This is a genomic window from Bdellovibrio bacteriovorus (genome assembly GCF_001592755.1).
In the GTDB taxonomy this organism is placed as follows: domain Bacteria; phylum Bdellovibrionota; class Bdellovibrionia; order Bdellovibrionales; family Bdellovibrionaceae; genus Bdellovibrio; species Bdellovibrio bacteriovorus_E.
This window is the reverse complement of the sequence record NZ_LUKF01000007.1, coordinates 25153-38176: the sequence shown is the minus strand read 5'-3', so window position 1 is coordinate 38176 and position 13024 is coordinate 25153. Positions and strand designations below refer to the sequence as shown.

The following is a 13024-nucleotide window of genomic DNA, read 5'->3' as shown; positions in this document are numbered from 1 at the left end:
TTAGTAGTCTTCCGTTTGTAGAGCTTTATACGCCTGCGAACGAATTTTCGCGTATTCTGGAAGGTTCAGGGCGAACTCTGTGCGTGAGGGAGCGAAGATGTTTTCGCGCGATGTATCCCAAATAAGTCCCGCAGCAATATTCGCACGCTGAATTTGTTGATCTAACATGTAGTTTCTGAACGAGCGTTCAAAACGTTTTCGTTGCGCTTCCTTAGATAGCCCGCGCACGTCGGCACGAATCCAATCGATATATTCGAGAAATAAAGGGTCGCTGCAGTTTTTAAGCTGTTCGGTTTCAATGCTCGGTGCCGTCAATAAAGGGAAGCACGAATCAACAACCTTTGTTGATTTGGCGTTCAGATTTCTTTCAGCGACGTACTGCCATACAGAAATCTTATTTTTAAGGCCGAGATTTTTAAGCGTTTCCCAGTCTTTTTGATTTAAAGCAATCTGAGCTGTCCAATTTAATAGGTCCAAGCTTTGCGGCTGCTGCATTAAAAGACGTCTTAGATCTCGCAACAACTCTGCTTCCTGATCCGCACGCATCCATCGCGCAAAAGGCAGGCTTAATTTCTTCGTCCACTCGGATTGAATCGGCGGGAATACCGGAAATTGATTCTTGCTTAAAAGGCCCTGCAGCTTTTGTGTCGTCGGCAAAATACTTTCTTGTAAAAGGGGCAAGGGATTGACTTCAAAACGGTCCACCAATGTGTTGTAGAGCAAAGGATTTTCATCATTGATGTAAAGAACATGGTGAGAAATGGCGGCTGTGCGAATCGGTCCCGCTTTTCGCCAAAAAGCCCATCCAGATTCAATCAAAAGGGGACGATCTTCCGGCCAAGTGACGTTCGGACTTTTCAAAGCGCCTAAAAGAGAGTGGACCGGAAAGCTAGAGTCCGCATCCAGATTACTTTCACCAAGAAGTTCAAAAAGAGTGCGGCCCACATCCACTAAAGTGACGTTCTGATCCACTTTCCAATGAATGGCTAAATCCCGTTTTCTTTTTTGCGCCGGCTTAATGAACAAAGCCACCTGTGTATTTTCACCGTGCAAGTTGAGCGACGAAAGTTCTTTGTAGCGGTCACTGGTCGTGTGACCGTTCAGGCCCACAAGAACCACGGTTGTATTATCCCAGCGTTTTGCCGCCTTCAGATTTTGAAAAAGTTCATAGAGGCTTTCATCAAGCTCGTCGAGCTGACTTTCAAAACTGAGATTTCTGGTTTCCCCCAGATCCGTCACGGTTTCGGTGGTGGTGAAGATCAAATCAGGAACATAAAGCACGCTAAAAAACGCATCTGTATCGACGTCCTGTTGCAGCCATTGCGTGAAGGCATCCGCGTTCTTTTTAAAAGGGCGAAATAGACTTGAAAAGGTGGGAACGATGTTGTCTTCAAAAAGTTCAAAGCCTTGGTTCAACCCGGAACGACGAAAAACGGGTGCTCCGCCTGAAAAGAAACTCGTACGATAGTCTTGTTGAAGAGCAAGCTCAGAAACCATTTCAATTTCGGGAGCTAGACCAGGGCGACCGTTGTGGCGCACTTTATGTTGATATGGGTAAAGACCCGTAAGCAAGGATGCCAATGCCGGAACTGAAAGAGTCGAAGGTGAAAAAGCGTGAGTGAAACGAACCGATTCATTGCAAAGCAATTGAAAGCCGGATCTTTCTGCTTCTTCCTGACTGCATAGCACGTCGCTAATGGTCAACTCATCCACGGCGATGACTAAAACGGAGTTTTTGTCGTTCGCCTTGCAAGAAAGCTGGACCAAGCTCAGGAGTGTGAGAAGAAGAGTTAAAATGACTTTCTGCATACCTTGACCGGAAGTAATGGTTTTAGAGATAATGGATCAATAATTTTGCGCAGTCAAAGATTTGGAGGAAATCACCGATGCTCACAGAAAAAATATTTACAGTAGCCCACCTGGCAGATCAGGTCGTTTTATGGATCTTACTTGTGCTCAGTGTGCTCAGCATCGGCATGATTTTGGAACGTTATTTTGCACTTAAAAAAATCTCGGCAGAATCACAACGTGTTCGCGCACGCATTAAGCTGGCTTTGCAAAGCAACAGTCTTGATGATGTGGAAGATCTTGCGAAAGATCCAAACTCTGTTGAGGGTCGCGCCGCAGGTTACGCTATGAAACACATGCGTGAATCAGGCAGCAAAGGTCTAGAAGAAATTTTTAATACATTCGCTTTAACAGAACGTCCTGAGCTAGAAAAATTCTTGGGCTTCTTGGCGACTGTAGGTTCCAATGCTCCCTACATCGGTCTATTTGGTACGGTTCTTGGTATCATGAAGGCCTTCAATGATTTGGCGACAACTCCAGAAGCGGGACAACAAACGGTGATGGCCGGTATCTCTATGGCCCTTGTGGCAACGGCAGCGGGCCTTTTCGTGGCGATCCCAGCAGTAGCGTTTTACAACTACTACAGCAAACAAGTGAAAAGCATTTTCCAAAACTTAGAGAGCGTTAAAGAACTTTGCCTTGCTTATGCTAAGAAAAAAGGTGTTTAAACCATGGCATTTAAAGACGGTGGAAATGATAACGAAGCCATAGCGGACATTAACGTCGTCCCGCTCGTGGATATCATCCTGGTGGTTCTGATCATCTTCATGGTGACAGCTCCTATGTTCATGAAGCCCACGATCAACGTGAATTTGCCGAAAGCAGCTAGCGGAGATCAAACGGCTCCAAGTAAATTGAACATTGCCCTTACTGCCGATGGAAGAATCAATTTGAACGGTTCTTTCGTGAGTGAGGCTGATGTGCAAGCAAAAGCTCAGGAAGAAGTGGCTAAGAATGCCGATGTTCAAGCCATTATCTCGGCCGATAAAGATGTGCCCCACGGAAAAGTGGTTGGGGTTCTTGATATCGTCAAGGGTTCCGGAGTCAAAAAATTCGCAATTAGCATCGATAAAAAATAATAAAAAAGGGCTCGGTAAGAGCCCTTTTTTTATTTCTGAATTTAGAAAACTAATTCCCGCCACCGCCGTCGGCATTGTTGTAGTTCGGGTTGTGCACCCACTGACAGGTATTCGTCAGCAATTTCAATTTTTTGTTACGACATTCAAAACTGATGCGACCATGGTAAGTCCAATATCCGTTATCATCGAAGCGTCCATATCCCGAATCATATTGATAAGAGGGATTCGGTTGAGGCGTGTGAATGCGCGGAATTGTTGTGCGGCAAGAAACCGTTGTTTGCTGTAAGTACGACAAATTCGCAGGCACGTTATAATCAGAAAGTTTCGTGAAGTTACGATTGTTATAAAGGAAGTTCAAAGTGTCATAGCTAGAATGAAGAAGGAACTTTCCGCGCGGTCCATCGAAGTATTCAGGGAAATATCCATAAGCCGCATCGTACGCGGCTTCCGTGAATGTGAAGTAGGATCCGGCTGTACAGCCCACGGCAGGTTCCGAGATCGAAACGCGCGCCAATGTACTTTGTATGCTCTTACCAGTCGCATCTTTCACGATGACATAGTAAGTGCCCTCTTTGGAATAGCTGGTCGCATTGTCACTGATAAAACTATAAGTGCCCCAAATACCAGTCATGGCTTTACTGTCTTTATACCATTGAAAACTATAAGGTTGAGTTCCGCCCGTTGCGACGACTTCAAGATTGTACTGAGCGCCTTCTTGCACAGTCACGCCTTGGGGTTGAGTCACGATACGAAATCCAGTCTGACTTGGAGTTCCGCCTCCGCCAGGATTTACGCCGCCACCTGAAGAACCACCCGAGCCTCCGCCGCCGACGCCGATACTTCCGCCGCCAGAACCCGAGTTTCCTCCTGAGGAACCGCTGCCGACACCAACAGTGCCACCACCGCCAGAAGATCCGCCTCCACCAATGGTAACGCCGTTACCTCCGCCACTTGACGGACGTGAATTCCAGATAGATGAAGAATCTTTGCTAGTCGATGAACCAGAAGTTGAACCTTCTGTCTTTTCTTCCATAGGAGCCGGAGCACAGTTTTGAAACGACAAAACTGTGAGGGACATGATCAAAAGCCCAGAGAATACGCGGAATTTGCGGATCTTTTTGAGAATTCGCGTGTTCATTCAACATTCCCCCGAAAGTTTACTAGACTTAAATACGGAAGAAATGTGGAAAAACTTGAGGAAACAGCCGGTAATTCTGTTTAGTTTCTCAAATTGATACGGCTAAAGTCTGGAAGCAAATATCCGATCTAGGATATTATGTTTAAGAGTCAGCCAACAGATACTCATTTCCTTATTATTACGTCTTTTCTTGTAGCGCTTCTAGGCATCCCTACGTTTTTCACGCTGACAAGCAATGATCCTATTGAAGTCGTCACTGCGGATGTGCAAACGTCGCCAACTCTTTCTCAACGTGAGCCTGCAAGCGTGCCTCAAGGTGCGTCCGTACAAGCTCCAGCAGCTTTGTCCCATTTCACTCACTACGATTTGAACTGCGCAAAAAAAGCGGCAGGCAAAGTGACGGTGACGGGTGGCTATGTTCAATTTCAAGGAAAGAACTGTCTAAAAAATCTGAAAGACGGGGAGCTTGAAATCATTAATAAGAGCAATGGTTACACTGCTTCGATCTTCAACAGCGGTGCTGACAAATATCAAACCGACCTCATCCAACTTCAGAATGGCGACAATGAAATCGCGATTCGTTATCGCGAACGCTCTGGAAAAGCCGTGGAAGAGGTTGTTCGTATTCATTCGTCTAAGATTTAACATAAACAAATCAATATCTTAATGCACTCAGCTAGAGTAGGATCAATTAAATTGATCTTCCGTTCCTCACCCTTTAAGGTAGCCGCCGGCGTTGCAAATTTAGCACACTCCAGGCCCCTTTACGGATGCCTAACGTGGGATAAAATTGATGTTACTTGAAGGATTTTTACAGCCAGTGGATTTAAAGAAGCGTTCGGACATTCATTATGCTCGAAAAATATGGCATATGTCGGGAGTCTCCGTGATGTTCCTTGCGTACGTCTATCTTCCGCCGGCTGTGTCTATGACAATTCTTGTGGCCGCTTGGTTGATGTTTGTTCCTTTCGATTTTTTGCGTCAAAAAAATGCAGCTCTCAATGATTGGGCCGTGCACGCTTTCAAACCGATCATGCGCCAAAGCGAAGTAAAAAAGTTGGCGGGGACGACGTTCTTACTTTCGGGCGTTCTTATTGTTGATATTTTGTTTCCTCGTCAGATCGTAGCTTTGACTTTATTGTTCTTGGCTTTCGCAGATCCCATCGCAAGTTACTTTGGAATTTTGTACGGTAAAGATAAAATCTTTGGACATAAATCAATCCAAGGCTTCATGGCAGCGTTCTTTGTTTGCGCCGCACTTACTTTCTTCTACTTGCTATATCACAATTATCTCATGGATCGCATCGTCGTGGTCAGCTTGTTCGCCGGTCTTGTCGGTGCATTTGCAGAGCTTATTCCCATCGGAAAGCTTGATGACAACCTGACTTTGCCTGTGATGAGCGCCGTTGGCCTCACCATCCTGTTTTATTTCTTTGGATTTTTTGCCACTGTAGGATAATGTTTCCCTGCCATGGACCACATGGCGGGAGAAGACAATGGCAGATACTCATCTAGAAAAAATTGATTCCGAAGATGCCAAAGCACAGCGCTTGGCAATGTATATCTATATTCTTCCGAATTTGATGACGACAGGAAACTTGTTCTCTGGTTTCTTTGCAGTGATTCAATCTATCAAAGGAAATTATCTTTATGCCGCTTATGCAATTGTTGTTGCGGCGGTCTTTGACCAATTAGATGGTCGTTTGGCGCGTTTGACTCGTTCAACAAGTAAGTTCGGTGCCGAATACGATTCTTTATGTGACCTTGTCAGCTTTGGTATGGCTCCAGGGACTTTATTGTTCTTGTGGGCGCTTCAGCCGTTTGGTCGCTTGGGTTGGGTGGCGTGCTTCCTTTTCGTAGCTTGCGGTGCTCTTCGTTTGGCGCGTTTCAACGTTCAAGCAAACGTTGTTGAAAAAAACTATTTCCAAGGTTTACCAATTCCGATGGCTGCGGGTATCGTAGCTTCTTCAGTTCTTGCCTTCCAAGATTTGGAATTAGAGCCACTAGGTAACTATGGTCTTTTGATCATGACGATCCTTTTGGCGCTAGTGATGGTAAGTAACTTCCGTTTCCGTAGCTTTAAAGATTTAGATCTGAAAGAGCGCCTTCCATTCCGTTACCTGATTTTGGGTGTCGGTGTTTTGGTTGTCGTTGCACTTCGCCCTGAAGTGATGCTGTTCGTGCTTTTCATGGGTTATGCCGCTTTGGGTGCAGTTTTCGGTGTCTTCAAGCTTGGAAAGAACATTCGTAAAATTAAGCCCAGTGTGTATGCTCCCGCGCAAGTGCACGAGAGTGACTTAGTCCTCGAAGAAGAGGAAGAAGAGGCGAAGAAAGATGAAAAGAAAACTTAAAGTCGGAGTCGTTGGCGCTACCGGCATGGTAGGCCAAACTTTCATGAAACTTCTTGAAGAGCGCAGTTTTCCCATTCAGGAGCTGCGCCCTTTTGCATCTGAGAACTCACTAGGAAAGAAAATCGATTTGCAGGGCACTTCTTGGCCGGTGCAAGTCCTTAAAGAGGGCTGCTTTGACGGCCTTGATCTTGTGTTCTTTTCTTCCGGTGATGATATTTCTAAAGAGTGGGCACCTAAGGCGGTGAAAGCCGGTGCGTTTGCTGTTGATAACTCGGCCGCTTTCCGTATGGATCCAGACACAGTGCTGGTAGTTCCGGAAGTGAATGGCAACTTAGTCACTAAAGATTCCAAGCCGCAAATCATTGCTAATCCAAACTGCTCAACCATTCAGTTGGTTGTGGCACTAAAACCACTTTTGGATAAGTTTGGTTTAGAAGAAGTGCGAGTCAGCACTTATCAAGCGGTGAGTGGCGCTGGACAAGGTGGCTATGATGAGTTGATGGAGCAAACGTCAAATCACAAAGACGATCATCAACCAAAAACATTCCCGCATACGATTCTTTTTAACTGTATCCCGCAAATCGGTTCTTTTAATGACGATGGCTACTGCAGTGAAGAAGTCAAAATCATGAAAGAAACGCGCAAGATCTTGGGTCAGGACAAACTGAAAGTTTCGGCGTTCACAGTTCGTATCCCCGCATTGAATGCGCACAGCGAATCTGTGTGGGTGACTTTGAACAAAGAAGTCAGCCGCGATCAAGTCATGGCGACACTTTCCGAATTCAAAGGCATTGTGCTTCAAGATGAACCTAAGAAAAGTGTTTATCCTTTGGCCCGCGATGTTTCTGGCAAAGACCCTGTGTACGTGGGACGCGTGCATCGCGATCCCGAGAACCCAAAAATGTGGTTGATGTGGGTGGTTTCAGACAATATCCGTAAAGGGGCTGCTCTGAACGGTATCCAAATCGCCGAACAAATCTTCTTCAGTTAATAAAAAGGTGGGTTTTCCCACCTTTTTACATAATCCCCGTCTGATTCGACGAAGGTCTTGAGTTTGAGCTTTTTTTGACATCTCGACCTTCGCATGGTTCGATTAAAAGGATGAAGCTTTCTGTAATCACGGCAGCCAGCATTTTCCTTCTTTCGTTCAGCAGTCATGCCACCATGACTTTGAATTCTATTTCTGGCGACTCAAACCGTGATCTTTCTGATCCAGCGAAACCTATTATTTATGCGGGGTTTACTCCGGCGGTCGCCTGTACTGGTGACGGATCTTTTACTTGTGACAGCTGCACAGGAACTTCTGCGGGCGGAAAACTTTTTTCGTGTAACAGAACCAGCGCTTATCCCAATCTTCGTTTAGTCATTCAAATGACTTCGACGAACACGACGGGGACGGTTTATGCGAAAATTGGCGAAGACGATGTCAGCTCTACTCTGCCTTGGACTTTCGACAGTGGTGTTCTGACGTTTCAAGCGACGTGGGCTGAAATCTGCCAAGCTGCGGGTGTCGGCAATTGCGATAGCAGCATGAATAAGGATTTGGTTGTTGGAATCAACACGACATCCGGTGGATCAGCGGCAACGGATTCAATGACATTTAGGTTGAATACGCGTGTGGCTGCTGCGGATGGTTCTGATTCTCTTTATACAGATTGCAATACAGCTCCAGTTGCTGCGAACCAAGGGTTCTGTCACTTCAATGTCTTTCCGGGTGATGAAAAACTTTACGTAGAAAACATGGTTTACTCGGATGGGTATCCGGCTTCACCAGCTCCCGGTGTAGAATTCCGCTCGGTTGTTTTCTTTTACGAACCTTTTGTTACCGACGACAATACGACGATTGCAAGTATCAGCAACGCTTCGTCGATGTTTGAACTTCCGGTGAATCGTTCCGCAAATCCTCCGATTGTTGATGATCGCGTGGATGGTCTGGTCAATGGTCAGCGCTATTGCATGGTCATGGCGAATATGGATATGACGGGTGTGATTTCTCATTTCACGCCGATTCCGGGAAGCTCGGGATCACCAGTGACTGCGGCTGAGCTTTGCGGTACGCCGGCAGCGGTTGTGGGATTGCTGGATGATAAAAGCTGCTTCATTGCGACCGCGGCTTTCGGCAGTCAGATGGCACCCGAAGTGGAAAGCTTCCGTGAGTTCCGTAACAAGTTCCTTCTTCCTAGCAAATGGGGAAAAGCTTTTGTTAAGTTCTATTACAAACACAGTCCTTACTATGCGAACCTGATTGCCGAAAGCGAAGTTGCGAAAGCGGCAGTCCGCGCGGCTTTATGGCCTTTGCTTTTATTTGCGCGTGCCAGTGTGGCTTTAGGATTTTGGACTGCTTTTGCCCTTCTTTCTTTGGGTGGCGTGACTATTTATGGTCTTTATCGCCGTTTGATTTTAGGCCGTCGATTCCGAGGTGAACTGTGACTTGGTCGAAATATTTTATCGCTCTTTTAGCAGTGGTTTCGTTTCACACAGTTCAAGCGCAAGAGGCCGAGTCGGCTCCGCAAGAACCTCCGTTTGTTCAAGAAGACACCGAATTTGATTCAGAGGCCTTAAGCATTGAAGACGAAATTCAAAGTGCCGCTCCGGAATCAAATCTTCAACCGCCGCAAAAAGAAACGGTGAATCTGAATGAAGACGCCGATCCGAATAAAGACTTAGAAGAAGAGCTGTCAATCGAAGATGAATCTCCTGTTGTCGCCGAAGAACCTGAAGTGGTTCCTGCGCCTCCAGCTCCAGTGGTTGAAGTCAAACCGGCAAGTCCGATTCAGCAAGGTAAAGTGATTCGTCGTTCTGCTCGTGGTGGGACCGAGTACATCGAACATCCTCAAGCGGCGAATGGTTTGATCGCGATCACTAAAGAAGGCGCTTACATCTATCGCACCAAAGAGTCGGGTGAATACAATCACACCGGAAGTTTCCGTCTGGGTTTGATCGATCCACCACGAATTATTTCAGCGGATGGGACGACAAGCTTCGATACAATGTATTCAGGATCTTCTCAGCCACTTTTCATGTTTGATTATGAGTGGCAGCCCTTTAATGGCTACGGAAAATTCGGTATTCAAGCGGGCTTTGGTTTTATGATCGCTAATGGCAAAGGCCGCTTCATCGAAGGGGACTTAGTCGGACAAGAAGCGAAAGAAAGTTACACGTTCTTAGCTGTGCCTTTGAACTTGGGACTTGTCTATCGTTTGGAGTGGATGGATCGTCAGTGGTTCGCGCCTTATGTTTCTGGTGGTGGAACTTATATCGGAGTGGCTGAATTTCGTGACGACGGAGCCACACCATCTGCGGTGGGAACACCGGGTGCTTACGGAGCTGCAGGATTGTTAATTAATATTTCAGCGATGGATCGAGAAACCGCATTCACTTTGAAATCGGAATACGGCATCTCTAATTTGTGGGTGTCTTTAGACTACCGCTATCTCCAGACCTTCAATGAAGATCTGGATTTCACTTCCGGCATAGCGGGTGCCGGTATCACAGTCGATTACTGAGGTTGGCAAGAAGCGAAGTGAATAGTGCGGTTCATACGGTACATAGAACCCGCTGTGCATTTCAAACCTTGCTCAGAACAGTTGTAACGAACTTCAACTTCACCTTTTGAGTTTTGGCCCATTACGTAGTTCTCTTCACACCAGCTAAGAACGTCTACTTGGTAGTCAGATTCACGATGGCTAACGATATCTTCTTGAGCCATTGCAGTTGAAGAAACAACTAACATCAAACCTACGATTAATGATTTCATGATTTTACTCCTTGGATTTGGTTATTAAAAAAAGATGGCATGGAGTACGACTTTCCTTAGGGGTGGTCAATACACCGTGAAAAGAGAACAGAGGTGACTACAGTCTGTACACCGCGAAGTCCACTTTAAATCGTGCTCGCTGTATTCATACTTGTTCCGCGAAATACGCTATAAATTTTTAGGGGTTTTTTCGGTGGCCGTGCTATCAATTCCGCTATGAAAAAACTCATTCTTCTTACCGGATTATTCATTACGTCTTTGTCATTCGCACAAACTCGCTACTGTGATGACATTCAACGTGTCGACAACTTTCCTCGTCTGAATTCAGACCAGTTCAAGCGTTTCGGTTTGGATAAAAAGAACAAGATCGACCGCATTCTTGTGAGTAAAGATCGCAAAGAGCTTTATCTTCTAAGCAAAGATGTAATGGTGAAGTCTTACAAGGTCGCTTTCGGACTTGTCCCTGAAGGTCACAAACAATTTGAGGGAGACTACAAAACGCCGGAAGGTATCTACTACATCGATGGTAAGAATCCGAAGAGTGCTTATTATCTTTCTCTTCATGTCTCTTACCCGAATAAGCAAGATCTTGAGTATGCGAAGTCCAAAGGAAAGTCCGCAGGTGGCGACATCATGATTCACGGATTCCCGAATGCTAAATCTCGCCCGGATTTTAATAAGTTTGTCGGAGCCATCCATCCGAGCAACTGGACAGCAGGTTGTATCGCAGTGACGGATCAAGAGATCTACGAAATCTACAACCTGGTTCAGCAGGGGACGACGATTGAGATCTGTAAGATGACTCCGAAGCCACCAAAGCCTCAGGAACCGCAAGAGCCGACAGAGCCTTCTTTGCCTGAAGAGCCTCAAACTTCTAAATAGACTCCTAAAAGATCGTCGGCGCCGTTGAAAAATTTCCGAGACGGCGCCTACGAAAACATAGCCTTGTCGCAAGGAACCTAAGCTGATACTTTGCCGCCCATGTTGACGAAAGTGAAATTCACCGTGGCCTATGACGGCACCGGGTTCTGCGGGTGGCAGAAGCAAAAACAAGAAGATCAGATTTCTGTAGGCCATGTGATCGAAAGGGCCTTAGAGAAGGTTTTTGCTGAAAAGATCACCTTGTTCGCTTCCGGCCGCACTGATGCCGGGGTTCATGCCCTGAACCAAGTCTGCCACTTTTCTACGCATCGCAAGATTGATCCGGCTAAAAAATGGGACTTCTGCTGGGCTTTGAACTCTCAATTGCCTCCATCGATCGTCGTGAAAAAGGCCTGGATTGCTCCCCAAGAATTTCATGCGACGTTGTCGGCGACCCATAAGACATATAGATATCTGCTTTTAAATCGCCCTCGTCCCAGCGCTCATTTGGCTCGTTACATGGCTTGGGAACGGAAGCCTATCGACATCCATCATCTGATCTCGAGTTCTGAATTTCTTTTGGGAAATCATGACTTTAAGAGCTTTCAGTCGGTCGGAACACCAGTTTTAGATACCGAGCGCGAGATTTATCAGGCGGATTGGGAGTGGCGTCGTCCTGACGTTCTTCAATTTACGGTCACCGGAAACGGCTTTTTAAAGCAGATGGTGCGCAATATTGTGGGAACCTCATTAATGTTAGAGAGAAAGGGCTTAGATCCCCAAGAGATGGAGCGCATTTTAAGCTTCAAAGACCGTCGAAAAGCCGGTCCCCCCGCCCCTGCGGAAGGCCTTTATTTAATGAAGGTTTATTATCCCCAGGACCTTGACAATGGGTGTATAGAACTTTAAAACATCCCTTCCCGCAAAATAGTGTAAGAGCCCGTTGTTAAACTCAAACATTTTTTGCCGAATACGCAGACGGTAAAACTGACGTATTCAAAATGAAACTGGAGACCCTAATGAAAACTTTCAATGCAAAAGCAGATGAAGTTGAAAGAAAATGGTGGATCGTTGATGCCGCTGACCAAAAGGTCGGTCGTGTAGCGACAACTGTTGCAAACATTCTTCGTGGAAAGAACAAACCTATTTTCACTCCTAACGTTGATACTGGCGACTTCGTTGTTGTTATCAACACGGACAAAATGGAGCTTTCTGGAACTAAGTGGGATGACAAAAAATACTACCGTCACTCTCGCTTCTTCGGTTCTTTGAAAGAGATGACTGCAGCTCAAGCGAAAGAGAAAGATTCTACTTTCATCATTCACGAAGCTGTTCGCGGAATGCTTCCTACAAACAAGCTTTCTCGCCAAGTTATCATGAAAATGAAGGCATACACTGGTGCTGAGCATCCTCATGCTGCTCAAAAGCCAGCTCTTTACACACTTCCTTCTAAGAAGTAATTGGAGATAGACAATGGCAGCAGCAGATAAATTCTATTATGCAACTGGAAGAAGAAAAACGAGCTCTGCGCGCGTTTTCTTGAAGCCTGGTAAAGGCAACATCACAATCAACGGAAAAAAATCTGATGATTACTTGAGCCGTATGCAATCACGCATGGTGATCGTACAGCCTCTTGATCTATTGGGCCAACTTGGCAAGTTCGACGCTAAAATCACTGTTTCTGGTGGTGGTGAGTCTGGACAAGCTGGTGCAATCCGTTTGGGTATCACTCGTGCTTTGATCGCTTTCAATGCGGAGTTCAAAGGAACTCTTAAGAAAGCTGGATTCGTTATGCGTGATCCTCGTATGGTTGAGCGTAAAAAATACGGTAAAGCCGGCGCTCGTCGTAGATTCCAATACTCTAAACGTTAATCGTTTCGGGTTATCGGACGGGAAAGGGAGCTGTTTCAGCTCCCTTTTTTTTTGCTTTTTTCTCTGGGTCGGTCGTCGTTCTTGCGGTGGATTTGCGGATGGAAGTGCTGCCTGCCTT

15 protein-coding genes are annotated in these 13024 nt (G+C 46.0%); 12 read left to right on the top strand and 3 right to left on the bottom strand.

What is annotated here, in order from left to right; all coding sequences use genetic code 11:
* Nucleotides 1-1809, bottom strand: coding sequence for a sulfatase-like hydrolase/transferase (locus tag AZI85_RS06090; RefSeq protein WP_063243258.1), 1809 nt, complete (start codon nucleotides 1807-1809; stop codon nucleotides 1-3).
* A 77-nt stretch (nucleotides 1810-1886) separates the two neighbouring features.
* Here AZI85_RS06090 and AZI85_RS06085 point away from each other — a divergent pair, with 77 nt between their 5' ends.
* Both AZI85_RS06085 and AZI85_RS06080 read left to right on the top strand, forming a co-directional pair.
* On the top strand, nucleotides 1887-2516 hold the full coding sequence (locus tag AZI85_RS06085; protein ID WP_063243257.1) for a MotA/TolQ/ExbB proton channel family protein: 630 nt from the start codon (nucleotides 1887-1889) through the stop codon (nucleotides 2514-2516).
* A 3-nt stretch (nucleotides 2517-2519) separates the two neighbouring features.
* Nucleotides 2520-2927, top strand: a complete 408-nt coding sequence (locus AZI85_RS06080) for an ExbD/TolR family protein (RefSeq protein ID WP_063243256.1) — start codon at nucleotides 2520-2522, stop codon at nucleotides 2925-2927.
* Nucleotides 2928-2976: 49 nt separating this feature from the next.
* On the opposite strand, the gene AZI85_RS06075 is transcribed toward AZI85_RS06080, so the two are convergent.
* Entirely contained in the window at nucleotides 2977-4065 is a 1089-nt protein-coding gene (locus AZI85_RS06075) for a hypothetical protein (RefSeq protein WP_063243255.1), read from the bottom strand.
* Nucleotides 4066-4203: 138 nt separating this feature from the next.
* Here AZI85_RS06075 and AZI85_RS06070 point away from each other — a divergent pair, with 138 nt between their 5' ends.
* The 6 genes from AZI85_RS06070 to AZI85_RS06045 all read left to right on the top strand — a co-directional run bounded on the left by AZI85_RS06070 (nucleotide 4204) and on the right by AZI85_RS06045 (nucleotide 9922).
* On the top strand, nucleotides 4204-4710 hold the full coding sequence (locus tag AZI85_RS06070; protein WP_063243254.1) for a hypothetical protein: 507 nt from the start codon (nucleotides 4204-4206) through the stop codon (nucleotides 4708-4710).
* A gap of 148 nt (nucleotides 4711-4858) precedes the next feature.
* Nucleotides 4859-5524, top strand: coding sequence for a diacylglycerol/polyprenol kinase family protein (locus AZI85_RS06065; RefSeq protein ID WP_063243253.1), 666 nt, complete (start codon nucleotides 4859-4861; stop codon nucleotides 5522-5524).
* Between the two features lie 37 nt (nucleotides 5525-5561).
* Complete coding sequence (gene pssA / locus AZI85_RS06060) at nucleotides 5562-6416, top strand: CDP-diacylglycerol--serine O-phosphatidyltransferase (RefSeq protein WP_063206234.1); 855 nt, start codon at nucleotides 5562-5564, stop codon at nucleotides 6414-6416.
* A complete protein-coding gene (locus AZI85_RS06055) occupies nucleotides 6400-7407 on the top strand; it encodes an aspartate-semialdehyde dehydrogenase (RefSeq protein WP_063243252.1) in 1008 nt (335 codons plus the stop codon). The genes pssA and AZI85_RS06055 overlap by 17 nt, the downstream gene beginning before the upstream one ends.
* Before the next feature lie 110 nt (nucleotides 7408-7517).
* Nucleotides 7518-8846, top strand: coding sequence for a CFI-box-CTERM domain-containing protein (locus AZI85_RS06050; RefSeq protein WP_063243251.1), 1329 nt, complete (start codon nucleotides 7518-7520; stop codon nucleotides 8844-8846).
* Nucleotides 8843-9922, top strand: a complete 1080-nt coding sequence (locus tag AZI85_RS06045; RefSeq protein ID WP_063243250.1) for a hypothetical protein — start codon at nucleotides 8843-8845, stop codon at nucleotides 9920-9922. Before AZI85_RS06050 ends, AZI85_RS06045 begins: the two co-directional genes overlap by 4 nt.
* Here AZI85_RS06045 and AZI85_RS06040 read toward each other — a convergent pair.
* Nucleotides 9916-10173: a hypothetical protein gene (locus AZI85_RS06040; RefSeq protein ID WP_063243249.1), complete on the bottom strand. Its 258-nt coding sequence runs from the start codon at nucleotides 10171-10173 to the stop codon at nucleotides 9916-9918. The genes AZI85_RS06045 and AZI85_RS06040 overlap by 7 nt on opposite strands.
* A gap of 216 nt (nucleotides 10174-10389) precedes the next feature.
* Here AZI85_RS06040 and AZI85_RS06035 point away from each other — a divergent pair, with 216 nt between their 5' ends.
* The 4 genes from AZI85_RS06035 (at nucleotide 10390) to rpsI (ending at nucleotide 12906) form a co-directional block, all read left to right on the top strand.
* Entirely contained in the window at nucleotides 10390-11055 is a 666-nt protein-coding gene (locus AZI85_RS06035; protein WP_081110931.1) for a L,D-transpeptidase family protein, read from the top strand.
* Nucleotides 11056-11154: 99 nt separating this feature from the next.
* Nucleotides 11155-11943: a tRNA pseudouridine(38-40) synthase TruA gene (gene truA / locus AZI85_RS06030; RefSeq protein WP_063243248.1), complete on the top strand. Its 789-nt coding sequence runs from the start codon at nucleotides 11155-11157 to the stop codon at nucleotides 11941-11943.
* Nucleotides 11944-12053: 110 nt separating this feature from the next.
* Nucleotides 12054-12494: a 50S ribosomal protein L13 gene (gene rplM / locus AZI85_RS06025; RefSeq protein ID WP_041871184.1), complete on the top strand. Its 441-nt coding sequence runs from the start codon at nucleotides 12054-12056 to the stop codon at nucleotides 12492-12494.
* A gap of 13 nt (nucleotides 12495-12507) precedes the next feature.
* Nucleotides 12508-12906, top strand: a complete 399-nt coding sequence (gene rpsI / locus AZI85_RS06020; protein WP_041871182.1) for a 30S ribosomal protein S9 — start codon at nucleotides 12508-12510, stop codon at nucleotides 12904-12906.
* The last annotated feature ends 118 nt before the right edge of the window (nucleotides 12907-13024 follow it).

What these genes read in the sequence shown, in the direction of transcription:
- AZI85_RS06080 (WP_063243256.1), top strand. Translation starts at nt 2,520, where the DNA reads ATGGCATTTAAAGACGGTGGAAATGATAACGAAGCCATAGCGGACATT.
- rplM (WP_041871184.1), top strand. Translation starts at nt 12,054, where the DNA reads ATGAAAACTTTCAATGCAAAAGCAGATGAAGTTGAAAGAAAATGGTGG.
- AZI85_RS06070 (WP_063243254.1), top strand. Translation starts at nt 4,204, where the DNA reads ATGTTTAAGAGTCAGCCAACAGATACTCATTTCCTTATTATTACGTCT.
- AZI85_RS06075 (WP_063243255.1), bottom strand. Translation starts at nt 4,065, where the DNA reads ATGAACACGCGAATTCTCAAAAAGATCCGCAAATTCCGCGTATTCTCT.
- AZI85_RS06065 (WP_063243253.1), top strand. Translation starts at nt 4,859, where the DNA reads ATGTTACTTGAAGGATTTTTACAGCCAGTGGATTTAAAGAAGCGTTCG.
- AZI85_RS06035 (WP_081110931.1), top strand. Translation starts at nt 10,390, where the DNA reads ATGAAAAAACTCATTCTTCTTACCGGATTATTCATTACGTCTTTGTCA.
- AZI85_RS06055 (WP_063243252.1), top strand. Translation starts at nt 6,400, where the DNA reads ATGAAAAGAAAACTTAAAGTCGGAGTCGTTGGCGCTACCGGCATGGTA.
- AZI85_RS06090 (WP_063243258.1), bottom strand. Translation starts at nt 1,809, where the DNA reads ATGCAGAAAGTCATTTTAACTCTTCTTCTCACACTCCTGAGCTTGGTC.
- pssA (WP_063206234.1), top strand. Translation starts at nt 5,562, where the DNA reads ATGGCAGATACTCATCTAGAAAAAATTGATTCCGAAGATGCCAAAGCA.
- AZI85_RS06085 (WP_063243257.1), top strand. Translation starts at nt 1,887, where the DNA reads ATGCTCACAGAAAAAATATTTACAGTAGCCCACCTGGCAGATCAGGTC.
- AZI85_RS06040 (WP_063243249.1), bottom strand. Translation starts at nt 10,173, where the DNA reads ATGAAATCATTAATCGTAGGTTTGATGTTAGTTGTTTCTTCAACTGCA.
- rpsI (WP_041871182.1), top strand. Translation starts at nt 12,508, where the DNA reads ATGGCAGCAGCAGATAAATTCTATTATGCAACTGGAAGAAGAAAAACG.
- truA (WP_063243248.1), top strand. Translation starts at nt 11,155, where the DNA reads ATGTTGACGAAAGTGAAATTCACCGTGGCCTATGACGGCACCGGGTTC.
- AZI85_RS06050 (WP_063243251.1), top strand. Translation starts at nt 7,518, where the DNA reads ATGAAGCTTTCTGTAATCACGGCAGCCAGCATTTTCCTTCTTTCGTTC.